This window comes from Pseudomonas sp. Irchel 3E13 (genome assembly GCF_900187455.1).
GTDB lineage: Bacteria > Pseudomonadota > Gammaproteobacteria > Pseudomonadales > Pseudomonadaceae > Aquipseudomonas.
This window is the reverse complement of sequence record NZ_FYDX01000021.1, coordinates 37,925-59,478: the sequence shown is the minus strand read 5'-3', so window position 1 is coordinate 59,478 and position 21,554 is coordinate 37,925. Positions and strand designations below refer to the sequence as shown.

Below are 21,554 nucleotides of genomic sequence, written 5' to 3'. Positions count from 1 at the left end.
CCTCAACCCTGTGCCGCGGCTTTGGGCAGGATGTCGTTGGCGACCATCTCGCCGAACGGGCTGACATAGCCCCGCTCTTGCGGCAGCGACGGACGCGCGATATCCAGGTGCGGGAACAGCAGTTCGGCGACGCGGTACGACTCTTCCAGGTGCGGGTAGCCAGAGAAGATGAAAGTGTCGATGCCCAGGTCAGCGTATTCCTTGACCCGTGCCGCCACGGTCGGCCCGTCGCCGACCAGCGCGGTGCCGGCACCGCCACGCACCAGGCCGACGCCCGCCCACAGGTTCGGGCTGACTTCGAGGTTGTCGCGGTTGCCGCCATGCAGCGCAGCCATGCGTTGCTGGCCTACGGAGTCGAAACGCGCCAGGGAGGCCTGGGCACGGGTGATGGTGTCGTCGTCCAGGTGCGAGATCAGGCGCTCGGCGGCTTTCCATGCTTCATCGTTGGTTTCCCGCACGATCACGTGCAGGCGGATGCCGAAGCGGACGGTGCGGCCCAGCTTGGCGGCCTTGGCCCGGACTTCCGCGATTTTCTCGGCGACCGCGGCCGGCGGCTCGCCCCAGGTCAGGTACAGCTCGACCTGCTCGGCGGCCAGGTCCTGGGCAGCCTCGGACGAGCCACCGAAATACAGCGGCGGACGCGGTTGTTGAATCGGTGGATAGAGCAGCTTGGCGCCTTTGACCTGGATGTGCTTGCCGTCGTAATCGACCGTCTCGCCTTCCAGCACCCGACGCCAGATGCGGGTGAACTCCACGGAGGCCTGATAACGCTCTTCATGGCTGAGGAACAGGCCGTCGCCGGACAGTTCTTCAGGGTCGCCACCGGTCACCAGGTTGAACAGCGCACGCCCGCCGGACAGCCGGTCGAGGGTCGCCGCCTGACGCGCCGCCACGGTCGGCGAAATGATCCCCGGGCGCAGGGCCACAAGGAATTTCAGCCGCTGGGTCACCGGGATCAGCGATGCCGCCACCAGCCAGGAGTCCTCGCAGGAGCGCCCGGTGGGGATCAGCACGCCGCCGAAACCCAGGCGATCCGCTGCCTGGGCGACCTGCTGCAGATAACCGTGATCGACGGCGCGAGCGCCTTCGGCGGTGCCAAGGTAATGGCCGTCGCCATGGGTCGGTAGAAACCAGAAAACGTTGAGGCTCATTGGAGTTGTCTCCTAAGGGTGGCTCAGACCGGGGCGGCGCCCCGGCTCGGGCAAAACGTCAAGGCGCCGTGGCGACCTTGGCCGGTGGCGTCCAGATCACGTCCTTGATGCTCAGCGGCTTTGGAATCAGCTTGAGGGTCTTGAAGGTGTCGGCGATCTTCTGCTGCGCGGCGACCACTTCCGGGGTCAGGAACTGCGCGCCGTAGCCTTGGCGCTTGACCGAGGTCAGGGTGATGTCGGCCGGCAGGCCGAGCAGCGGCGCAACCTGGTCGGTCACTTCCTGCGGGTTGGCCTTGGACCACTCGCCGACAGCACGCACCTCGTCCACCAGCGCGCTGATCACTTCAGGATGCTGTTGTGCGTAAGGCTTGGTCGCCAGGTAGAACTGGTGGTTGTCGACGATGCCCTGGCCGTCGCGCAGGGTGCGGGCCTGCAGTTGCTGTTCGGCGGCAGCCTGGTACGGATCCCAGATGACCCAGGCGTCGACACTGCCACGCTCGAAGGCGGCACGGGCGTCGGCGGGCGGCAGGAATACCGGCTGGATATCGGTGTACTTGAGGCCGGCGTCTTCCAGGGCGCGGACCAGCAGGTAATGCACGTTGGAGCCTTTGTTCAGGGCGACTTTCTTGCCCTTGAGGTCTTTGACCGACTGAATGGCCGAACCCTTCGGCACGAGGATCGCTTCGCTGTGCGGCGCTGGCGGCTCATAGGCGACGTAGAGCAGGTCGGCACCGGCGGCCTGGGCGAACACGGGCGGGGTTTCGCCGGTCACACCGAAGTCGATCGAACCGACGTTGAGGCCTTCCAGCAGTTGCGGGCCGCCGGGGAATTCAGTCCATTGCACCTGCACGCCCTGAGCGGCGAGACGCTTTTCCAGCGTGCCCTTGGCCTTGAGCAGCACCAGGGTGCCGTATTTCTGATAACCGATACGCAGGGTTTCGGCTTGAGCTTGAGTAATGGCGCCGAAGGACACAGCCGCAGCAAACAGAGCGACCAGGCCACGACGCAAAATGACAGTGCGCATTGCGCTCTCCTTATTTTGCTGTTGGGTTCAGGCTGCACCTGCTTGCCTCGTTATCGGGCGAGTAAGGTGAAGGGTGACGCGATGAAACGGGTGTCGCGGCTCAGATACTCCAGCGGGCGCTGAGCAGGCGTTCGTTCAGGACGCCAGGAGCCACCGGCCGTGGCCGACGGGCCAGGGCGCTGTGAAACGTGTCGAGCGATTCGTGCAGGCGCTGCTCCAGGGCCGGCGCCAGGTGGGCCGGGGAATTGCCCTGGCCGTAGGCGATCTGGCTGTCGTCGGCGAAGATCCCTTGCAGGGTCTCCTGCGCCTTGAGGGCCGAGAGCACCGGCTTGAGTGCGTAGTCCACCGCCAGCATGTGGGCGATGCTGCCGCCGGTGGCGATGGGCAAGACCACCTTGTGGTGCAGGGCGCGTTCGGGCAGCAGGTCGAGCAGGGTTTTCAGCGCGCCGGAATAGGACGCCTTGTACACCGGGGTAGCGACGATCAGGCCGTCAGCCTGTTCCACCAACTGCTGGAAGTGCTGCACGTGCGGGCTGTCGAAGCGAGCGTGAAGCAGGTCCTCGGCCGGGAAGTCCCGTACCTGGAACGTCACCACTTCCACACCCTGGCCTTGCAGCCAGTCCCGGGAGCGATCGAGCAGCACACCGGAACGTGACCGCAGGCTGGGGCTACCACCAATAGAAACGACCAACATGGAAAGCGCTTCCTTAGAACTGTTCTGAAGGGCCGCGAGTTAGTGTGCTCGCTGGAATGGAGTGACCTTAACAGGTGGGTATATATATCTATAAATCATATTTTTTCATTTGTTTATGTGATTTAGAGATATGGGCTTTATGCCAGACCGCGGATTGTCACTGCTGTACCTGTACAAACTCTATCGTTCTGAATAAGGAACGCTAAAGCCAGTTTTCACTAGCTACCGCGCCAAAGGTTCTGAATTTAATCTTCTCCCATCAACGCGAAACACCACCCCTTACGAAGATCAGCACCTCAGGAGCAACGACCATGACCGCATTCAAATACAACCGCCTGAACAAAGACGACGCCGCTGTCCTGCTGGTGGATCACCAGGCTGGCCTGCTGTCCCTGGTGCGCGATATCGAGCCTGACCGTTTCAAGAACAACGTTCTGGCCCTGGCGGATCTGGCCAAGTTCTTCAACCTGCCAACCATCCTCACCACCAGCTTCGAACAAGGCCCCAACGGCCCGCTGGTGCCGGAACTGAAAGAACTGTTCCCGGATGCCCCGTACATCGCTCGCCCTGGCCAGATCAACGCCTGGGACAACGAGGACTTCGTGAAAGCGGTGAAAGCTACCGGGAAGAAGCAACTGATCATTGCGGGTGTGGTAACCGAGGTGTGTGTGGCGTTCCCGGCGCTGTCCGCTTTGGAAGAGGAATTTGACGTGTTCGTGGTGACCGATGCTTCCGGCACCTTTAACGCGATGACTCGCGATGCCGCTTTGAACCGTGTGAGTTCGGCGGGTGCGCAACTGATGACCTGGTTCGGCGTGGCCTGTGAGCTGCACCGCGACTGGCGCAACGATGTCGAAGGGCTGGCGGCGCTGTGCTCGAATCACATCCCGGATTACCGGAATTTGATGACCAGCTACAACGCGCTGACTGCGGGTAAGTAAAAACCCCGTTGAGCCCATCGCGAGCAAGCTCGCTCCTACAGGTTCATCACCGTCTCTGTAGGAGCGAGCTTGCTCGCGAAGGGCCCGAATTGGTTTCTTCAGGCAAAAAAAAGGGCCGTCGAAACGGCCCGAAAATCCCTGCGATGGCTAAAGCACTACGATGAAAACGGTCTGTCAGCGGTTGGGCTGTGGGGTCAGGCGCAGGTAGGGCTTGACCGCGCGATAGCCCTTCGGAAAGCGGCGTTTGATCTCTTCTTCGTCCTTGAGCGACGGCACGATCACCACTTCATCACCGTCCTGCCAGTTGGCCGGGGTCGCCACCTTGTGGTTGTCGGTGAGCTGCAACGAGTCAATCACCCGCAGGATCTCGTGGAAGTTGCGGCCGGTGCTGGCCGGGTAGGTGATGGTCAGACGGATCTTCTTGTTCGGATCGATCACGAACAGGGAACGCACCGTCAGGGTGTCGCTGGCGTTGGGGTGGATCAGGTCATAGAGGTCGGACACTTTGCGATCGGCATCGGCCAGGATCGGGAAGTTGACCGTGGTGTTCTGGGTTTCGTTGATGTCTTCGATCCAGCGGTGATGGGAATCGACCGGGTCGACGGACAGCGCGATGGCCTTGACGCCGCGCTCGGCGAATTGCTCTTTCAGCTTGGCGGTAAAGCCCAGTTCCGTGGTGCACACCGGGGTGAAGTCGGCCGGGTGCGAGAACAGCACGCCCCAGCTATCGCCGAGCCACTCGTGGAAGCGGATCTTGCCGGCGCTGGAATCCTGTTCGAAGTCGGGGGCGATATCGCCGAGTCTGAGGCTCATGGTGCGGCTCCTTGGGCTAAGTGCGTTATGGCTTCACTGTGCCTGTGGTTGCGCCGAATTAAAAAGAATAAATATTGATTTATTTAGACCTGAAAGAAATAACGAATTGCAGACAAAACAACGCCCGCGCGGCATGAAGCCGGGCGGGCGTTGGTGTATCTCGCGGCGGGTTACAGCAGCGGGATGGAGTAGCTGAGGATCAGACGGTTTTCGTCTTGGTCCCGTTGGTTGTCAATGTCGGTGCGCCACATGGCGTTTTTCCACATGACGCCGAAGTTCTTCAGCGGACCTTCCGGTACGACGTAGGCCACAGTGATATCCCGCTCCCATTCGGTGCGGTCACCAGTGATGGTATCGATGTTATCGCCCTTCAGGTAAACCACGCCTGCGGTAAGACCTGCCAAGCCGACCTTGGCGAAGTCGTAGGAGTAGCGAGCTTGCCAGGTGCTCTCACCGGCACGGCCGAACTTCTGGATCTGCGAGTCGGTGATGGTGTAGTTGGACGAGCCGTCACCCTGGTTCAGCCAAGGGAAGTCGCTATCGCCACGGCTCTTCTGGTAGCCGCCACCGAAGGTGTGACCGGCAACGCTGTACAGGAACAGTGCGCTGTACAGGTCGTTGTCGACCTTGCCTCTGGTGGTGGTGCCGCCGTAATAGCCGGTGGTGTAGTAGGCCGCCGTATCACCGTTTTTGCCATCATCGGTGCTATGGAAGTAGCGGAAGTCCGACTTCAGAGTACCCGGGCCGATTGCCCAGTTGTGTACCGCGCCCAGGAAGTGCTGTTTGTAGAAGTCTTCCAGGTTGCCGTAGTAGTACTGCAGCAGCAGGTCCTTGGTGACCTTGTAGTCAGCACCGGCATAACGGAACTGGTTGCTGAACTTACCGGTACGAGCGTTGTTGGCGCCAGCGATGGACAGCCCTTCATTGCTCGAGGAGTTGCGGCCCTTCACGTGCTCGATCTGACCACCGATCAGGGTCAGGTCCTTGATCTCGTTCGAGGTGATCTGACCACCTTCGAAGGTTTGCGGCAGCAGACGACCGTCGTTGTACGAGATGACCGGCAGCTTCGGCAGCAGGGTGCCGTAGCGCAGTTCGGTCTGGGAAACTTTTACCTTGGCGGTGGCGCCCAGGCTGGAGAAGTCGTTGACTGCACGGCCGTCGCTATCGGTAGGGAAAACCAGACCACCGTAAGCACTGCTGTCACGGTTGCCGTGACGGCCCTTGCCAGAGTCAAGACGGATGCCCAGCAGCCCGATAGCATCAACACCAAAACCAACGGTGCCTTCGGTGTAACCCGAGGTGTAGTCCAATTGGAAACCTTGGCCCCACTCTTCCGTGTAGTTCGGTTGGGTGGTGCTGGTGCTGTGGTTACGGTTGTCTTGGTTGATATAGAAATTGCGCAGCTTCAAGGTAGCTTTGCTGTCTTCAATAAAACCGGCAGCGCCTGCTTGCTGGGCCAGAACCCCAAGGGCCACGGCAAGAGTCAGGGTCGACTTCTTCATAGATGAATTGCTCCTATCGTTTCTAATTCTTGTGGTTCGTTGACGGCAGGATCTGTCGTCCTGCTCGCCGTCGATGGTCGATTAGCACCAAAGGGTGACTATCAAGTCAATCGTAACTATTCGTTTCGCGACTTTGGTCTAATGCGTCGCGCTGGGGACGAAGGATAATGACAATTTGATAAATCCAAAAAGAATTATTTGTGTTTTTTTAAGATTTTTTCGGAATATCTCACGAAATTTTCACAAAGCATTCATACATAAGCTAATTACCAAAACGTATTTATCTAAAGCTTTTTAGATCAATTAGTTTTATGGCTTTCCCTCTCTGGAAATGGCCATCATGAAGCCCTCGCTCCCGCTCCGATTATTTACCGCCCTCGCCCTCACCGGCTTGACCCTGGTCAGCCACGCCGCCGGAATCACCGTCGGCTACCAGACCGGCATCGATCCCAGCAAAGTCCCCCAGGCTGACGGCGCCTACGAACAGGCCATTGGCGAGAAAATCGACTGGCGGCGCTTCAACAGTGGCCCGGAAGTGGTCACCGCCATCGCCTCGGGCGACGTGCAGATCGGCAACCTCGGCTCCAGCCCGCTGGCAGCGGCGGCGTCACGCAAGCTGCCGATCGTGGCCTTTGTCGTCTCGGCGCAGATCAACGCCGCCGAAGCGCTGGTGGTGCGTAACGGCAGCGGCATCAACAGCCCGCAGGACCTGGTGGGCAAGACCATCGCCACGCCGTTCGTGTCCACCTCGCACTACAGCCTGCTCGGCGCGCTGAAGCACTGGAACCTCGATACCCGCCAGGTGAAAGTGGTGAACCTGCAACCCGCAGAAATTGCCGCGGCGTGGAAGCGTGGCGACATCGACGGCGCCTTTGTCTGGTCGCCCGCGCTGGGCGAAATCCGCAAGACCGGCAAGACCCTGACCGACGCCGCCGAAGTGGGTGGCTGGGGCGCGCCGACGTTCGAGGTGTGGGTCGCACGCAAGGACTTCGCCGAGAAGCATCCGGACGTGGTCGCCAAGTTCGCCAAGGTCACCTTGCAGTCCTTCGCCGACTACACCGCCAACAAGGCGCAGTGGACGGCGGATTCGCTGCCCGTGCAGAAGATCGCCAAGCTGACCGGCGCCAACCCGGCGGACGTTCCTGAACTGCTCGCCGGCTCCGCGTTCCCCGATGCCCAGGCACAACCGGCGCTGCTGCAGAACCAGACACCTGCCGCCATTGCCGAGACGGCGAAATTCCTCAAGGAGCAAGGCAAGGTGGAGACGGTGCTGCCGGATTATTCGCCGTTTGTGAGTGCGAAGTTCGTGCAGTAAGCCCGGCCAGCTTCCCATAGAAACGGCTGACACCTGATTCCAGGCCCTTCGCGAGCGAGCTCGCTCCTACAGATTCAGCGCTTTGTAGGGGCGAGTTTGCTCGCGAAGGGCGCCTCCCTTTCTTTGTCTCCTAAGCTAATTCGAAAAAGTTATTTATTTACGATTTCTTAGATCAATTAGTCTTTCACCACTTCCCACCCTATTCCGCCTGACCAGGAGTTCAACATGACCTTCTTTGCCCCACTGCGCCTGTTCTCCGCCCTGGCCCTGGCCGGTGCTGCGTTTTTCGTCCAGGCCGCGGACCTTACCGTCGCCTACCAGACCACCGTCGATCCGGCCAAAGTCGCCCAGGTCGATGGCCGTTATGAGCAAGCCAGCAAGGCCAGCATCGACTGGCGCAAATTCGACAACGGCGCTGACGTGATCACCGCCGTGGCCTCCGGCGACGTGCAGATCGGCTACCTCGGTTCCAGCCCGCTGGCCGCCGCCGCGACCCGCAAGCTGCCGGTGGAAACCTTCCTTATCGCCACCGAAATCGGCGCCGCCGAAGCCCTGGTCGCCCGCGATGGCGCCGGCATCAATTCGCCCCAGGACCTGGTCGGCAAGAAGATCGCCGTGCCCTTCGTGTCCACCGGTCACTACAGCCTGCTGGCCGCGCTGAAGCAGTGGAACATCGACCCTTCCAAGGTGCAGATCCTCAACCTCGCGCCACCGGCGATCACCGCTGCCTGGAAGCGCGGCGACATCGACGCCACCTACGTCTGGGACCCAGCGCTGGGCGTGGCCAAGGAAAACGGCAAGGTGCTGATCACCTCCGGCGAACTGGCGAAGAAAGGCGCACCGACCTTCGACGCCTGGATCGTGCGCAAGGACTTCGCCGCCAAGCACCCTGAAGTGGTCAAGGCCTTCGCCAAAGTGACCCTCGATGCCTACGCCGACTACCGCAAAGACCCGCAAGCCTGGCTCGCGGACAAGAGCAACGTCGACAAGCTGGTGAAGCTGTCCGGCGCCAAGGCCAGCGACATTCCGGCCCTGCTGCAAGGCAACGTGTTCCCGCTGGCCGCCGACCAGGTCGCCGCCCTCGGCGCGCCGACCACCAAGGCCATCACCGACACCGCCACCTTCCTCAAGGAACAAGGCAAGGTCGAGGCCGTGCTGCCGGATTACTCGCCGTACGTCAGCGCGTCGTTCATCACCAACTGAGTCACGGAGTCGTCATGGCCCTGTTACAACTGGAGCGCATCAGCGCACAGTACCCCGGCGCCGCCGAGCCTGTGCTGTCCGACATTTCTCTGAGCCTGGGCCCGCAGCAATTGCTGGTGGCCCTCGGCCCGTCCGGCAGCGGCAAGACCTCGCTGCTCAACCTGATCGCCGGCTTCGTCAGCCCGAGCGCCGGGCGCATCACCCTCGACGGCGTGCCGGTGCAAGGGCCGAGCGCCGAGCGTGGCGTGGTGTTCCAGGACGACGCCCTGTTGCCCTGGCAGGATGTGCTGGCCAACGTCGGCTTCGGCCTGGAACTGGCCGGCGTGTCCCGTGCGCAGCGGGACCAGAAGGCGCGGGAAATGCTCGCCCTGGTGGACCTCGCCGATTTCGCCGCGCGGCATATCTGGCAGTTGTCCGGTGGCCAGAAACAGCGCGTCGGCCTGGCCCGCGCGCTGGCCGCCGACCCACGGGTGCTGCTGATGGACGAACCGTTCGGCGCGCTCGACGCGTTCACCCGCGAACAGATGCAAGAGCTGCTGTTGCAGGTCTGGCAACGCACCGCCAAACCGGTGTTCCTGATTACCCACGACATCGAAGAAGCGGTGTTCCTCGCCACCGACCTCATCCTCCTGGCGCCCAACCCCGGCCGCGTGGTCGAGCGTCTGCACCTGGACTTCGGCCAGCGCTACGCCGCCGGTGAATCGGCGCGTTCGATCAAGTCCGATCCACGCTTTATCGAAACCCGCGAGCACGTGCTGTCGCGGGTCTTTTCTCAACGCAGCGCCGCCGGGCGGCAGGAGTTCGCATGAGCAGTCTGGAACTGCCGGTGACGGCCAAACCTTCCACCGCGTCGCGCCCGCTCAAGGCACGGCGCTACCTGAGCACCCGCTGGATCAGCGGCCTGACCCTCGGCGCCCTGCTGCTGGTGTGGTGGCTAGTGACCGCCGCGGAGTGGATCGAGCCGCTGTTCCTGCCCTCGCCTGAAGCGGTGGCGGGCAAGGCCTGGCTGTTGCTGACCCAGGGCTACATGGAATCGACCTTGTGGCAGCACCTCGGTGCCAGCCTGAGCCGTATCGGCCTGGCCCTAGGCGCGGCGATCCTCACCGCGATCCCGGTCGGTATCGCCATCGGCAGCAACCGCATCGCCCGCGGCATTCTCGATCCGCTGATCGAGTTCTACCGCCCTATTCCACCGCTGGCGTACCTGCCGCTGATCGTGATCTGGTGCGGCATCGGCGAGCTGTCGAAAGTGCTGCTGATCTACCTGGCGATCTTCGCCCCGATCGCCATCGCCACCGCCACCGGCGTGCGCACGGTCGATCCGGCCAAGCTGCGCGCGGCGCTGTCGCTGGGCGCGAGCAAGGTGCAACTGATTCGCCACGTGATCCTGCCCAGCGCGTTGCCGGACATCCTCACTGGCGTGCGCATCGGCCTTGGTGTCGGCTGGTCGACCCTGGTTGCCGCCGAGCTGATCGCCGCCACCAGCGGCCTGGGCTTCATGGTCCAGTCGGCGGCGCAATTCCTGGTCACCGACGTGGTGGTGCTCGGCATCCTGGTCATCGCCTTGATCGCCTTCGCCCTGGAAATGGGCCTGCGCGCCCTGCAACGCAAGCTGGTGCCCTGGCACGGCCAGAGCCACTGAACAACCGCATTAGTGAGACAGACATGAGCCTGATCATTACCCCGCTGAGCCCCGCGCTCGGCGCCCAAATCAGTGGCGTTGACCTGAGCCGCGATATCAGCGCCGAAGCGCGCGACGCCATCGAGCAAGCGCTGCTGACCCACCAGGTATTGTTCTTCCGCGAACAGCCGATTACGCCGCCGCAGCAGGCAAACTTCGCCGCGCAGTTCGGCGACCTGCACATTCACCCGATCTACCCCAACGTGCCGGAAACACCGCAAGTGCTGGTGCTCGACACCGCCGTCACCGACGTGCGCGACAACGCCATCTGGCACACCGACGTGACCTTCCTGCCGACCCCGGCACTGGGCGCGGTACTGGCCGCCAAGCAATTGCCGGCCTATGGCGGCGACACCTTGTGGGCCAGCGGCATCGCCGCGTTCGAAGCGTTGTCGGAACCGCTGAAGATCCTCCTGGACGGACTGACCGCGACCCATGACTTCACCAAATCCTTCCCGCTGGCCCGCTTCGGCTCCACGCCGCAAGACCTGGAGCGCTGGGAAGCGACCCGCCGCGCCAACCCGCCGATTTCCCATCCGGTGATCCGCACGCATCCGGTGAGCGGACGCAAATCGCTGTTCGTCAGCGACGGCTTCACCACCCGCATCAACGAACTGAGCGAGGCGGAAAGTGAGGCGCTGCTGAAATTCCTGTTTGCCCACGCGACCCGGCCAGAGTTCACCATTCGCTGGCGCTGGCAGGAAAACGACGTGGCCTTCTGGGATAACCGCGTGACCCAGCATTACGCAGTGGATGATTACCGGCCGGCGCGGCGGGTGATGCATCGGGCGACGATCCTGGGGGATGTGCCGTTCTGATGGGTTATCCACAGCCCATGGGGTGTGGATCGATCTGAATGCCCTGCTGTTGGTGATGGCCTCATCGCCGGCAAGGCCGGCTCCCACAGGTTCTGTGACCAACCTGGTTCCTGTGGGAGAAACCCTGACTCAGGGCAGCGCCTTCCTCACATCCAGTTTCTTCGGCAACAACCGGTTCTCATAGAACAGATCCGCCGTCGCCTGCTGTGCCTTGATCACCTCATCGGTAATCGGCAGCACCGGCGATGGCGGGCGGTTATCCACATAGTGGGCGACCACTGCTTGGGGCAAGCCCATCGAGTTGCTCAGCACCTTCAGGCTGGCGTCCCGCTCACTGCGGGTCAGGTCTTCGGCAGCGGTGAGCTGGTCCAGCAGGCTGTGGATAAACTCGCCGTTCTGCGCCGCATAGTCGCGCCGCGCGGTGTACACCGGACCGGATAATCCCAGCCCTTCGCCATCCGTCAGTTTGCGGCTGTGCCCTTCGCTCAGGGCCAGCGAGACGTACGGATCCCACACCGCCCAGGCATCGACGCTGCCGTGTTCGAACGCCGCACGGGCATCCGCCGGCGTGAGGTACACCGGCTGAATATCCTTGAAGCTCAAGCCCGCCTTGTTCAGCGCCCGCAGCACCAGGTTGTGCGAGCTGGAGCCCTTCTGCAGCGCGACCTTGCGACCCTTGAGGTCGGTCACCTGCTGGAGCGGGCTGTCGCTGCGCACCAGGATCACTTCCGCCGACGGCTTGGCCGGCTCGGCGCCGATGTACACCAGATCGGCGCCCGCCGCCTGGGCGAACAGCGGCGGGATATCACCGGTCGAACCCACGTCCAGGCTGCCGATGTTCAGTGCTTCAAGCATCTGCGGCCCAGCCGGGAATTCGATCCATTGCACCTTGGTCCCGGCGAAGCGTTTCTCCAGCAGGCCATGTTCCTTGGCCAGCACCAACGCGATGGAGCCCTTCTGGTAGCCGATGCGCAATTCCTGCGGATCGGCGACCGCTGCCGTCGCCAGGCCCAACAGGGCCAGGCCAGCGCTCAGCATTGCAATCGCCTTCATTCGTCACTCCGCCAGCGAGGGTTTTTCCCAGAGGTTGATGCCACCTTCAACGGCATGACGGTCGATCAGCGCCAGCTCTTCAGCACTGAACGTCAGGTTGTTCAGTGCACCGACGTTCTCGATGATCTGCTCAGGCCGGCTGGCACCGATCAGCGCCGAGGTCACCCGCGGGTCGCGCAGGGTCCAGGCCAGCGCCAGTTGCGCGAGGCTCTGGCCACGGGCGATGGCGATTTCGTTGAGGGCGCGAACATGAGCCAGGTTGGCCTCGGACAAGTGCGTCGGCAGCAGCGAACCACCGCCCGGCTTGTTGACCCGAGCATCCTTCGGCACCCCATTGAGGTACTTGCCGGTCAGCAGGCCCTGAGCCAGCGGGGTGAAAGCGATCACGCCGGCGCCCAGCTCATCGGTGACGTCCAGCAGGTCTTTTTCCACCCAGCGGTTGAGCAGGTTGTAGGCCGGCTGGTGGATCAACAGCGGGACTTTCCACGCCTGCAACAGACGCGCGATTTCGCGGGTCTTGGCCCCGGAGTAAGACGAGATGCCGACGTACAGCGCCTTGCCCTGCTGCACTGCGGTGGCGAGGGCGCTGGCGGTTTCTTCCAGCGGGGTGTCCGGGTCGAAGCGGTGCGAATAGAAGATATCCACATAGTCCACGCCCAACCGCGACAGGCTCTGGTCGAGGCTGGCGAGGATGTGTTTGCGCGAGCCGCCGCCCTGGCCGTACGGGCCGGGCCACATGTCCCAACCGGCTTTGCTGGAGATGGTCAGCTCGTCGCGGTAGCCCTTGAAGTCTTCACGCAACAGGCGACCGAAATTGATCTCCGCGCTGCCGTAGGGCGGGCCGTAGTTGTTGGCCAGGTCGAAGTGGTTGATGCCCAGGTCGAAGGCCGTGCGCAACAGCGCGCGCTGATCGCTCAGCGGCGTGCTGTCACCAAAGTTGTGCCACAGGCCCAGCGACAGCGCCGGCAGCACCAGGCCGCTGCGGCCCACGCGACGGTAAGGAATGGAGGTGTTGCGGTTTTCCGCAGCGACGTAGGTCATCGGTGTCTTCCTCAGGAGAAATAGGGGTTGTTCGGCCGGCTCAGGCCGAGGTGCTCGCGCAAGGTGCGCCCTTCGTAATGGGTGCGGAACAGGCCGCGCCGCTGCAGTTCGGGCACCAGGTGTCGGGCGACGTCTTCAAGGCCACCCGGCAGGTGCGGCACCAGCACGTTGAAGCCGTCGGCGGCTTCGTTTTCGAACCATTCCTGCAATTGATCGGCGATCTGCGTCGGGGTGCCAATCAGACTGTGATGTCCGCGACCGCCGGCAATGCGCCGTCCCAGTTGGGCGAGGTTGAGGTTTTCCCGCACGGCCAGTTCGCTCAGCAGTTGCTGGCGGCTGCGCTGGCCGCTGTCGGTGAGCGGCAGCTCGGGCAGCGGGCCGTCCTGTGGATAACCGGACAGGTCGAAGTTGCCGAGCATGCGCCCGAGCAACGCGATGCCGACCTGCGGCTCAACCAATTCCTGAAACGCGGCGAACTTATCCTCGGCTTCGGCCTGGGTCTCGCCGACCACGATAAAGGCACCCGGCATGATCTTCAGCGAGTCGCGGCTGCGCCCGTAGGCGGCCAGGCGACCCTTGAGGTCGGCATAGAACGCCTGCGCGGCGGCCAGCGACGTCTGCGCGGTGAACACCACGTCGGCAGTGCGCGCCGCCAGGTCGAGACCGGCCGGCGACGAACCGGCCTGGACGACCACCGGGCGGCCTTGCGGAGTGCGAGCTACATTCAAAGGGCCCCTGACTTTGAAGTGTTCGCCTTGGTGATTGAGCAATCGTACTGAATCAGGCTTGTAGTACGTACCGGATTTCTTGTCGCGAACGAAGGCATCGTCGGCCCAACTGTCCCACAGCCCGACAACCACTTCATGGAACTCTTTGGCGCGAACGTACCGATCTGCGTGGCCAACGTGCTCGTCTCGGCCAAAATTCAGCGCTTCGGCCGCCGCATCGGACGTCACCAGATTCCAGCCTGCCCGCCCTCCAGACAGATGATCCAGCGAAGCGAATTTCCGTGCCACATGGTATGGCTCGTTGTACGTTGTAGTAGCTGTGGCCACCAATCCGATGCGCTCCGTGACCCCGCTCAAAGCGGATAGCAATGTCAAGGGCTCGAAGTGGTCGGAGCGTGCCATTCGGCTGGCAATTTCACCTTCGGCGGCGGCAACGCTGTCGGCGACGAAAATCGCATCGAAACAGGCGCCTTCCGCGACCTTGGCCAAGTGCCGGTAGTGCTGGATATCCAGTCCAGCATCCCCCGGAACATCGGGGTGACGCCAGGCGGCAACGTGATGCCCTGTTGCCATCAAAAAGGCGCCCAGACTCATTTGCCGTGGGGTCTCGCTCATGTCAGAAGTCCTTGCGAAGCTGGATGCCGAAGTAACGTTCGTCATCGCGCGGAACCGCGCGGTAGACGTAGTTGCCCCCGGTAGCCAGAAGAGGTGAGTAGGATTTGTCCGCAAGGTTTTTGGCCAGCAGCGCCACGCGCCAGCCTTCGTTGTAATCGGCCAGGGCGACGCTGGCATTCCAGATGCCGTAAGCGCCCTGAACCGTGTCGGCGTTCTGGGAAATGTCGTACTGCACTTTGCTCTGCCAACTGAAATCGGTGCCCAGTTCGATATCCAGGCCGTTGTCCAGCGGGATGCTGTAGTCGGCGCGCACGTAGCTCTTCCAGTCCGGGCTGTAAGGCAGTGGCTTGCCGTTGACGTTGCACGACGCCGCGGCGCCCGCCGGGCAGGCGAATTCATCGATGCGCGCCTTGGTGTAGGCCACGGCGCCGGAGAATTTCAGTTGCGAGGTGGCCTGCAGGGCGAAGTCGAGTTCCACGCCTTCGCTGCTGACGCTGCCGGCGTTGATCAGGCGGGTCACCACTTGCCCGGCGACGCTGTCGAAGAAGTTCGCCTGGTAGTTTTCGTACTCGGTATGGAACACCGCGACGTTGGTGGTCAGGCGGTTGTTCCACAGGCTGGCCTTGAGGCCGGCTTCCCAACTGTTGGAGGTCTCCGGCTTGAGCGCGTCGGTGTCACGCGGCTGCATGTTGAAGAACACGTTGTACGCCGGGCCTTTGTAGCCACGGGAATAGGTCAGGTAGCTGGTGATATCGTCGGTCAGGTCGTATTGCAGGCCCAGGCGACCGGACCAGCCGTCTTCGTCCACCGAGCCGGAACTGCTTGTGCCCGGCTGGATGCCGTTGACCGCGACAGCCGAGGTGGAGACGCGACGGTGGTCGTATTCGAGGTCGTCGTGGGTCCAGCGCAGGCCGGCAATACCGCGGAACGTCGGCGTGAAGTTGAGGGTGCTTTCGCCGAACACCGCGTAGCTGTCGTTGGTGGTGCTGTAGTCGGCGACGCCCTGCTGGGTGACGGTGGTGGTCTTCAGGGTGCGACGGTAGGTTTCCTCGTCCTTGCCGTGCATGTAGAACAGGCCGCCGACGTATTCGAGGAACTCACCTTTCGGCGAGGCCAGGCGTAGCTCCTGGGAGTACTGGTCGTAGGCAAGTTCGCCCTTGTCCTCGATGCCGGGGAAAGCCGCGCTGATGGTCGAAAGGCGGTCGCCGTCCTGCCACTGGGTGTTGTCCCAGCCGCGCCAGGCGGTGATCGAGGTCAGGGTGTAGTCGCCGAGGTTCCAGTCGAGCTGGGCGGACAGACCTTTGTTGATGTCTTCGACGTGGCTGCGGTAGTCACTGACGATATCGCGGTTGTCACTGTCGGCGCGCACCGGCGCCAGCGCGTTGGAAAACGCCGGCAGCAGCGACTTGCTGACCACGCCGTTGGGCGCGTCGTCATGGGATTGCAGGTAGTCGGCGGCGACGGTCAGGCTGAGGTCGTCGCTGGGGGTGAACACCAGCTTGCCGCGCACACCCTTGCGGTTGTAGCCGTTGACCTCCTGACCGTTGGCCTTGTTGTCGACGTTGCCGTCGTAATTGCCGAACAGCGTGCTGATCGAGCCCTTGAGGGTGTCCGGGATCAGCGCGCCGCCGATGCCGAAGCGGGTGCGGCTTTCGTTGCCGCTGAAATACGACTGCTCGACGAAGCCATGGGTTTCTTCGGTCGGGGCGCGGGTGGTGATGTTCAGTACGCCGGCCGAGGCGTTCTTGCCGAACAGCGTGCCCTGCGGGCCGCGCAGCACTTCCAGGCGCTCGATATCCAGCAGGTCGAGGGTCGACTGGCCCGGACGACCGAAGACCACGCCGTCGATCACCGTCGCCACGGTCGGCTCGACGCCCGGCGAGGTGGAAATGGTGCCCACGCCGCGAATGAACAGCGAGGTGTCCTTGTTCGAGGCGCCGGTGCGGAAATTCAGGCTCGGCACCTGCTGCACGATGCTCGCCACGCTGTTGCGGTTTTCCCGCTCCAGTTGCTCGCCATCCACCACCGAAACCGCCACCGGCACCTGTTGCAGCGAGGCTTCGCGGCGAGTGGCGGTGACCGTCACGGCCTTGAGGGTCGGGCTGTCGCTCTGAGCGGCGGGCACCGTGTCAGCGGCCATGGCCGGCGCCAGCGGCAAAGCGCTGAGGGCGACCAGGCCGAGGCTCAGACGTTGACGACGGATGGCCTGGGCCAAGGGTGAGGTTGGGGTGTTGAACGCGGCGCGTTTGTGCATGGTGTGCTACTCGAAGAATGCCCTGTCCACCGCGATCGCTGACCGCGGCGCCCTGATGAAACGTCAGCGCGGGGTCCTTGGGCATTCGCTCGTGCGAGTAGCAGACAAACCACTTTGTTAGCGCTAACATCGCCAGTATCATCGGGCGCCAAATAGATCGTCCAATAATGAAAAATTACTTTTATATGTCTTTTTGTTTGTAGGGATATGCACCGTGAGCGATGAGAAAGCCCCCGTCCGCAAACGTCGCGGCGCCGGCCGCGTGACCCTGCAGGCAGTGGCCCGGGCCGCCGGTGTGTCGGCGATCACCGTGTCGCGTTACTTCAACCAGCCGGAAACCGTTTCTCCGGAACGCCGCGAGCGCATCGCCGAAGTGGTCGCGGAACTGGGTTACGTACCCAACCTCGTGGCCGGCGGACTGGCCTCGGCGCGGGGGCGGATCGTCGGCATGGTGATCCCGAACATTTCCGGACCGATCTTCGCCGACACCATCCAGGGCTTTAGCGACACCCTCAGCCGCCACGGCTACCAACTGCTGCTGGCCTCCAGCTACTTCTCCACCGAGCAGGAAGAAAACGCCGTGCGCGCCTTCCTCGGCTGGTCACCGGCGGCGCTGGTGCTGACCAGCCACTTCCACAGCGCGGCCACGGAAAAGATGCTCGCCGAGGCCGACATCCCGCTGGCGGAAACCTGGGACTACCGCCCGGAACGGTCGCCAATCCAGATCGGTTTTTCCCACCATGAAGTCGGCGTCGTCGCCACCCGCTACCTGCACGACAAGGGCTACCGGCGCATCGCCTTTGTGCAGAACAGCGCGGCCGGCGACTTCAGCGCGCTGGAGCGGCGTGATGGCTATATCGAGACCTTGAAGAGCCTGGGTGGTGAGCCGCGGGTATTCGCACCGGACACGGGCCTGGCGCCGTTCGAGGCGGGCAAGCAGGCGATGCTGTCACTGATGGACGCCGAGCAACGCCCCGACGCGATCATCTTCGCCAACGACAACCTCGCTGCCGGCGCCCTACTGGCGGGCCAGCGCGCGGGGCTGAAGATTCCGCAAGACTGCGCGGTGATGGGGTTTGGCGATTACCCGTTCGCCGCCATGCTGATGCCGGGTCTAACCACGGTGAAGCCGCCGGCGTTGCAGATGGGAGTTCTGGCGGCAGAACGGGTGTTGCAGCAGTTGGGGGCGATCGAGGGGGAGGCGGAGCAGTTGAACTTGTTGGAGTGCCTGGTGATTGGGCGGGAGAGTGCTTGAAGCCCACCAGAGAACATCCCTGTAACGACCGGCGCCCTGTTCAAGCGTGCAGTAGCTGGACCCTGTGGGAGCCTTCGCGAGCAAGCTCGCTCCTACAGGCCCAGCCCGACAATGATCAACGCACCAGATGCAAATACTGCAAATGCCTTTCGTACTGGTCGAGGAATGTCGTTGATGATCGGTTCCTTGCTGGAGCCCATCAGCAGTGTGCATCTACAAGACTTTTCGCCTTATTCGAAACAAACGCCAAGGTTCCCACGCTGTAGGAATAGCAAAACAATGTAGAAAAATGCAGATAAGAGAAATCCATGCAATTACAGGATAGTCATCTTCAAACCGGGGGAAGCACTTGTAAAATAGCATGCATTCTTTTTGCGTGAGTTCCATATGGAAAAAGCCACAAAAGAGGTTGAACACAACAACTGCCAAAGCTGATCCTGTTGTGTAATTTATACCCGAAAACCTAAACCTTAAATAATAAGAAACCGCCACAACCAACACCGCAAGAAAGACAAATACAACCGTGATCATTCATCCACCTCTTTAACCACTTGACTTGTCGCCCACAACCCCATAATAATTTCAAAAGTCTATCTTCGCTCCCAACGTCAGAATTTCGGCTTTTTCCGAAAAATCCACCTTGGCTCACTTTCCACCGGAAAAGCGAAGCAATGAAGAAAAACGCAGGCAAACGCAAACCAACTTAGAACTGGATAATCAAAATGCAGATTTGGGAAACACCCAACAAACTTAATGCAGCTATTCGCTATTATTTCCAGATGAAAAATCCCAAAAGGAAAATTGCAGGCCACACAGAGTAAGAAATGTCCCCCCGTAAAATTTTTTCCGGAAAACCTTCGGCGCAACCAGTAAGACACAAAGAGAATCAGAGAGGAGGAAAAAATAAATGCCGCCGTAATCACTTATCAATCTCCTCCATAATCTGAAGAGAGGTGAGCCAGGCTATATACGCTTCAAATATAAGCGCCCCACTGCCCATCAGTTTGTAGGCCGGAACATGGTCAATTTTCATTCTGTAAAAAAGTTTCCACGAACTTAAGAACAGGACGTACAAGTCCATAGCCAGCTAACCCCATATCTGCCAGCCAATAGGCAACACTGCCTTGGCTCTTAGTGCCTCCGACAGCGACTGCAGCGTTCTGATACATACCTCTAACAGGCCCGACCACATCAGACCCGTCGGTCCAGAGACTGGCGCCATTAACTCTTAACAATTAACACCCCAGAACTAATTTGAATTTTTCGCACGAAAAACCCAGCGTTTAATCTTCGGGTTCACGGGAAAAGCGAAGGCATGCAGAAATAGACATGCCAGAGCCACCCAAAAAACAACTGGGTGCTTATCGATAAACTCCGGAAAGCACCCGTAAAATGAAATACATCTTTGCTCTGCCAACTCCAAGTAAAAAAAGCCAAACACTGAATTAAAGACAAGACAGATTACAGAATCTCTAAGCTTTAGATTTTCACCGGAAAAATGCCCTCTTAAGAGATAGGCTAGCGACACACTACCTAGCGCAAGCAGAAAAAACAGAAATACCATCACTCCTCTAAATCCTTGTTCACATCTTCATGCAGCTTTTTCATCGTCATTTTCACTTCAGCCCTCTTCGAGGCTTGATTGGTGTTACCCGACAAAAATATCAACCGAGCCATACGCAATGGCGGCTCAGCGTCGAACCCTACAAGGCTTTTCGCCTTACTCTAAACAGACGCCTCGGCTCCCACTCTGTAGGGATAGCAAAGCAATGTAGAAAAATGCAGACAAGAGAAAACCATGCAGTTACAGGATAATTATCCTCCAGCCCAGGAAAACGTTCGTAAAACAGCATGCAATCTTCTTTCGTGAGTTTCACATGAAAAAACCCAAAACATACGTTAAACAAGATAACTGCCAAAGCTGATCCCGTCTTCACCCCATCCTTGATATGCCGGGAGCTGCGAAAAAATCACTTGAACGTTCTGAAACCCCGCCGAAGTCTAAATTTAGGAGTCCATTCCATAGGGTGAGCAACAGCATGCAACAAAAAGCAGATTAGCGATATCCAAACTATGGCTGGATATTCTTTTTCAAGGTTTGGAAAGCAACCATAAAAAGCAATGCAGTTATACTTGGCCAGCTTCAAGTAAGAAATGCAAAATACAAGATTATAACCAAGGCACCCCAAAGCATAGCGAAGCTTTAAATCTTCCCCTGAATATCTATCACGCAGGAAAAATGCGAAACAAACGCTGCACACCGTACACACAAGGAATAAAAATGTAATCATTCTTCCAATTCCTCACGCAATTTGTTAATTGTAAGCCCCGTTGCAGAAACATCGCCGATTAAAGCCCCTTTCCCCATTTGTTTGTAAGCACGCTCAAGGTCTGCGGGCATTCTCCTGAATAACTTCCAAGAGCCTTTTTTGGGAATTTTTCTCAATAGAGCGTAGCCCGACAGAAAAATATCAACCGAGCCATACGCAATGTCACCTTCAATCGCCTTTCTCCCGAGGCTTTCAGCCGCACTTCGATACAACTTGCGGACAGGCCCGACAGCGTCTGCCTTACCTGTCCACAGGTTGCTTCCATTTTCATATACGTTATTAGCACCATGAATTGCTGCTGGCAGACCATAAACACAGGTCGCGACTGAACGACATATACTTGCACCGTCCGCAAACTGATAAATGCCCGCTCTAAGCCCTATGAGAGCCTCGGTGGTCTCGACTTGTGTAAGCCCTTTATGCTCCACCTCAATCTGCGCTAAACCCTCATCCGCCCTGATCTTCCCGTTCCTAACATCCGCCAGAACCTGCCGCACGTAATACGCCATCGTCCGATTGAACCGCCCCCGCAACACCCCATCCTTGATATGCCGGGAACTGACAATGCAGGCATACCGCGTCAGGTTCGCCGCACTTTGATGAAGCTCCGAGAGCTGGTTATCCAGACGATAGGGCGAGGGCCGCGTGCTCATTCGTTCATGCCCCAGAAGGCGTAGCCACTGGTGCTGGCGGCGTGATGAACCCAGGTGATGCTGTCGTAGCGCAGCACCACCTGCTCGGTGGGCTCGGCATCGTTGAACATGAGTACGTCAGGGATATCGAGGGTGAGGCCGACGATCCGCGCGCCCTTGAGCTCTAGGGTGAAGTACTTTTGCTGGGTCGCGTCGGCGGTTCGATAGAGATCGATCTCGCAGGACACTTCTTCCCGATCAGCCAGTGCCTGCGCCAACAGCGGGCTGGATTTGTCGAGGAGCTTGTGGAGGACGAGGGGATTGTGAACAGCGTCGGAGAGGTTGCTGACACTGGTCATCGCATGGTTCAGCGCCAGCACGAGGATCTGGTCGGTGTGCCCGGCCTGGCATTTGTTGCCGATGGAGGCCTGGGTGGAACATCCGGCAGAAATCAGCCCCATTTTCTTGCCGGTGATGCTCAGGTAGCTGTGGCTGGCCATCGTC

Annotated in this window: 19 protein-coding genes and 1 pseudogene; 7 read left to right on the top strand and 13 right to left on the bottom strand. The window is 60.5% G+C overall.

All coding sequences use genetic code 11. From position 1 onward, the window contains the following. Positions 1-2: 2 nt before the first annotated feature. The 3 genes from ssuD to ssuE all read right to left on the bottom strand — a co-directional run bounded on the left by ssuD (position 3) and on the right by ssuE (position 2,869). Positions 3-1,151 (bottom strand): FMNH2-dependent alkanesulfonate monooxygenase, encoded by a 1,149-nt coding sequence (gene ssuD, locus CKW37_RS28615; protein WP_095159468.1) that lies wholly within the window; start codon positions 1,149-1,151, stop codon positions 3-5. A gap of 58 nt (positions 1,152-1,209) precedes the next feature. Then, entirely contained in the window at positions 1,210-2,175 is a 966-nt protein-coding gene (locus tag CKW37_RS28610; RefSeq protein ID WP_095159467.1) for a sulfonate ABC transporter substrate-binding protein, read from the bottom strand. Between the two features lie 100 nt (positions 2,176-2,275). Next, positions 2,276-2,869, bottom strand: coding sequence for an NADPH-dependent FMN reductase (gene ssuE / locus CKW37_RS28605; protein ID WP_095159466.1), 594 nt, complete (start codon positions 2,867-2,869; stop codon positions 2,276-2,278). A 311-nt stretch (positions 2,870-3,180) separates the two neighbouring features. On the opposite strand from ssuE, the gene ycaC reads away from it, so the two are divergent. Beyond that, positions 3,181-3,810, top strand: coding sequence for an isochorismate family cysteine hydrolase YcaC (gene ycaC, locus CKW37_RS28600; protein ID WP_095159465.1), 630 nt, complete (start codon positions 3,181-3,183; stop codon positions 3,808-3,810). A 174-nt stretch (positions 3,811-3,984) separates the two neighbouring features. Here the strand turns inward: ycaC and CKW37_RS28595 are convergent, their stop codons facing one another. Both CKW37_RS28595 and CKW37_RS28590 read right to left on the bottom strand, forming a co-directional pair. Then, on the bottom strand, positions 3,985-4,623 hold the full coding sequence (locus tag CKW37_RS28595; protein ID WP_095159464.1) for a peroxiredoxin: 639 nt from the start codon (positions 4,621-4,623) through the stop codon (positions 3,985-3,987). Between the two features lie 170 nt (positions 4,624-4,793). Continuing rightward, the gene (locus CKW37_RS28590; RefSeq protein ID WP_095159463.1) at positions 4,794-6,125 is read right to left on the bottom strand and encodes an OprD family porin; all 1,332 of its coding nucleotides are present in this window, start codon (positions 6,123-6,125) and stop codon (positions 4,794-4,796) included. Positions 6,126-6,465: 340 nt separating this feature from the next. Here CKW37_RS28590 and tauA (CKW37_RS28585) point away from each other — a divergent pair, with 340 nt between their 5' ends. The 5 genes from tauA (CKW37_RS28585) to tauD all read left to right on the top strand — a co-directional run bounded on the left by tauA (CKW37_RS28585) (position 6,466) and on the right by tauD (position 11,142). Next, positions 6,466-7,440, top strand: coding sequence for a taurine ABC transporter substrate-binding protein (gene tauA, locus CKW37_RS28585; protein ID WP_095159522.1), 975 nt, complete (start codon positions 6,466-6,468; stop codon positions 7,438-7,440). A gap of 225 nt (positions 7,441-7,665) precedes the next feature. Then, positions 7,666-8,643, top strand: coding sequence for a taurine ABC transporter substrate-binding protein (gene tauA, locus CKW37_RS28580; protein ID WP_095159462.1), 978 nt, complete (start codon positions 7,666-7,668; stop codon positions 8,641-8,643). Between the two features lie 14 nt (positions 8,644-8,657). Beyond that, a complete protein-coding gene (gene tauB, locus CKW37_RS28575; RefSeq protein ID WP_095159461.1) occupies positions 8,658-9,452 on the top strand; it encodes a taurine ABC transporter ATP-binding subunit in 795 nt (264 codons plus the stop codon). Continuing rightward, entirely contained in the window at positions 9,449-10,285 is an 837-nt protein-coding gene (gene tauC, locus CKW37_RS28570; protein WP_095159460.1) for a taurine ABC transporter permease TauC, read from the top strand. Before tauB ends, tauC begins: the two co-directional genes overlap by 4 nt. Before the next feature lie 23 nt (positions 10,286-10,308). Further along, positions 10,309-11,142, top strand: coding sequence for a taurine dioxygenase (gene tauD / locus CKW37_RS28565; protein WP_095159459.1), 834 nt, complete (start codon positions 10,309-10,311; stop codon positions 11,140-11,142). 129 nt (positions 11,143-11,271) lie between these two features. Here tauD and CKW37_RS28560 read toward each other — a convergent pair whose 3' ends face one another. Genes CKW37_RS28560 through CKW37_RS28545 form a run of 4 tightly spaced genes read right to left on the bottom strand, consistent with a single transcriptional unit; the run spans position 11,272 to position 16,719 of the window. Then, positions 11,272-12,195 carry a sulfonate ABC transporter substrate-binding protein gene (locus CKW37_RS28560; protein WP_095159458.1) on the bottom strand — a complete coding sequence of 308 codons (924 nt, stop codon included), beginning with the start codon at positions 12,193-12,195 and terminating at the stop codon, positions 11,272-11,274. Between the two features lie 3 nt (positions 12,196-12,198). Beyond that, the gene (mgrA, locus tag CKW37_RS28555) at positions 12,199-13,236 is read right to left on the bottom strand and encodes an L-glyceraldehyde 3-phosphate reductase (protein WP_095159457.1); all 1,038 of its coding nucleotides are present in this window, start codon (positions 13,234-13,236) and stop codon (positions 12,199-12,201) included. A gap of 11 nt (positions 13,237-13,247) precedes the next feature. Further along, on the bottom strand, positions 13,248-14,579 hold the full coding sequence (locus CKW37_RS28550) for an LLM class flavin-dependent oxidoreductase (protein WP_095159456.1): 1,332 nt from the start codon (positions 14,577-14,579) through the stop codon (positions 13,248-13,250). A 1-nt stretch (position 14,580) separates the two neighbouring features. Next, positions 14,581-16,719 carry a TonB-dependent receptor gene (locus CKW37_RS28545; RefSeq protein ID WP_256587886.1) on the bottom strand — a complete coding sequence of 713 codons (2,139 nt, stop codon included), beginning with the start codon at positions 16,717-16,719 and terminating at the stop codon, positions 14,581-14,583. 328 nt (positions 16,720-17,047) lie between these two features. On the opposite strand from CKW37_RS28545, the gene CKW37_RS28540 reads away from it, so the two are divergent. Beyond that, a complete protein-coding gene (locus tag CKW37_RS28540) occupies positions 17,048-18,088 on the top strand; it encodes a LacI family DNA-binding transcriptional regulator (RefSeq protein WP_095159455.1) in 1,041 nt (346 codons plus the stop codon). A 115-nt stretch (positions 18,089-18,203) separates the two neighbouring features. On the opposite strand, the pseudogene CKW37_RS33860 reads toward CKW37_RS28540, so the two are convergent. From CKW37_RS33860 to CKW37_RS28530, 4 genes and pseudogenes are all read right to left on the bottom strand, one after another. Continuing rightward, a pseudogene (locus CKW37_RS33860) lies at positions 18,204-18,291 on the bottom strand (hypothetical protein); the annotation flags it as partial. 819 nt (positions 18,292-19,110) lie between these two features. Continuing rightward, positions 19,111-19,278 carry a DUF4225 domain-containing protein gene (locus CKW37_RS33855; RefSeq protein ID WP_371864346.1) on the bottom strand — a complete coding sequence of 56 codons (168 nt, stop codon included), beginning with the start codon at positions 19,276-19,278 and terminating at the stop codon, positions 19,111-19,113. A 1,097-nt stretch (positions 19,279-20,375) separates the two neighbouring features. Then, positions 20,376-21,071, bottom strand: a complete 696-nt coding sequence (locus CKW37_RS28535; RefSeq protein WP_095159454.1) for a DUF4225 domain-containing protein — start codon at positions 21,069-21,071, stop codon at positions 20,376-20,378. After that, entirely contained in the window at positions 21,068-21,550 is a 483-nt protein-coding gene (locus CKW37_RS28530; RefSeq protein ID WP_095159453.1) for an Hcp family type VI secretion system effector, read from the bottom strand. The genes CKW37_RS28535 and CKW37_RS28530 overlap by 4 nt, the downstream gene beginning before the upstream one ends. Positions 21,551-21,554 lie beyond the last annotated feature (4 nt).

Excerpts from the sequence above, each read along its gene's own strand:
- CKW37_RS28610 (WP_095159467.1), bottom strand. The coding sequence starts at position 2,175 with ATGCGCACTGTCATTTTGCGTCGTGGCCTGGTCGCTCTGTTTGCTGCG.
- tauA (WP_095159522.1), top strand. The coding sequence starts at position 6,466 with ATGAAGCCCTCGCTCCCGCTCCGATTATTTACCGCCCTCGCCCTCACC.
- tauB (WP_095159461.1), top strand. The coding sequence starts at position 8,658 with ATGGCCCTGTTACAACTGGAGCGCATCAGCGCACAGTACCCCGGCGCC.
- ssuD (WP_095159468.1), bottom strand. The coding sequence starts at position 1,151 with ATGAGCCTCAACGTTTTCTGGTTTCTACCGACCCATGGCGACGGCCAT.
- CKW37_RS28535 (WP_095159454.1), bottom strand. The coding sequence starts at position 21,071 with ATGAGCACGCGGCCCTCGCCCTATCGTCTGGATAACCAGCTCTCGGAG.
- CKW37_RS28550 (WP_095159456.1), bottom strand. The coding sequence starts at position 14,579 with ATGAGCGAGACCCCACGGCAAATGAGTCTGGGCGCCTTTTTGATGGCA.
- CKW37_RS28590 (WP_095159463.1), bottom strand. The coding sequence starts at position 6,125 with ATGAAGAAGTCGACCCTGACTCTTGCCGTGGCCCTTGGGGTTCTGGCC.
- tauD (WP_095159459.1), top strand. The coding sequence starts at position 10,309 with ATGAGCCTGATCATTACCCCGCTGAGCCCCGCGCTCGGCGCCCAAATC.
- CKW37_RS28560 (WP_095159458.1), bottom strand. The coding sequence starts at position 12,195 with ATGAAGGCGATTGCAATGCTGAGCGCTGGCCTGGCCCTGTTGGGCCTG.
- CKW37_RS28545 (WP_256587886.1), bottom strand. The coding sequence starts at position 16,719 with ATGGCCGCTGACACGGTGCCCGCCGCTCAGAGCGACAGCCCGACCCTC.
- mgrA (WP_095159457.1), bottom strand. The coding sequence starts at position 13,236 with ATGACCTACGTCGCTGCGGAAAACCGCAACACCTCCATTCCTTACCGT.
- tauA (WP_095159462.1), top strand. The coding sequence starts at position 7,666 with ATGACCTTCTTTGCCCCACTGCGCCTGTTCTCCGCCCTGGCCCTGGCC.
- ssuE (WP_095159466.1), bottom strand. The coding sequence starts at position 2,869 with ATGTTGGTCGTTTCTATTGGTGGTAGCCCCAGCCTGCGGTCACGTTCC.
- tauC (WP_095159460.1), top strand. The coding sequence starts at position 9,449 with ATGAGCAGTCTGGAACTGCCGGTGACGGCCAAACCTTCCACCGCGTCG.
- CKW37_RS28530 (WP_095159453.1), bottom strand. The coding sequence starts at position 21,550 with ATGGCCAGCCACAGCTACCTGAGCATCACCGGCAAGAAAATGGGGCTG.
- ycaC (WP_095159465.1), top strand. The coding sequence starts at position 3,181 with ATGACCGCATTCAAATACAACCGCCTGAACAAAGACGACGCCGCTGTC.
- CKW37_RS28595 (WP_095159464.1), bottom strand. The coding sequence starts at position 4,623 with ATGAGCCTCAGACTCGGCGATATCGCCCCCGACTTCGAACAGGATTCC.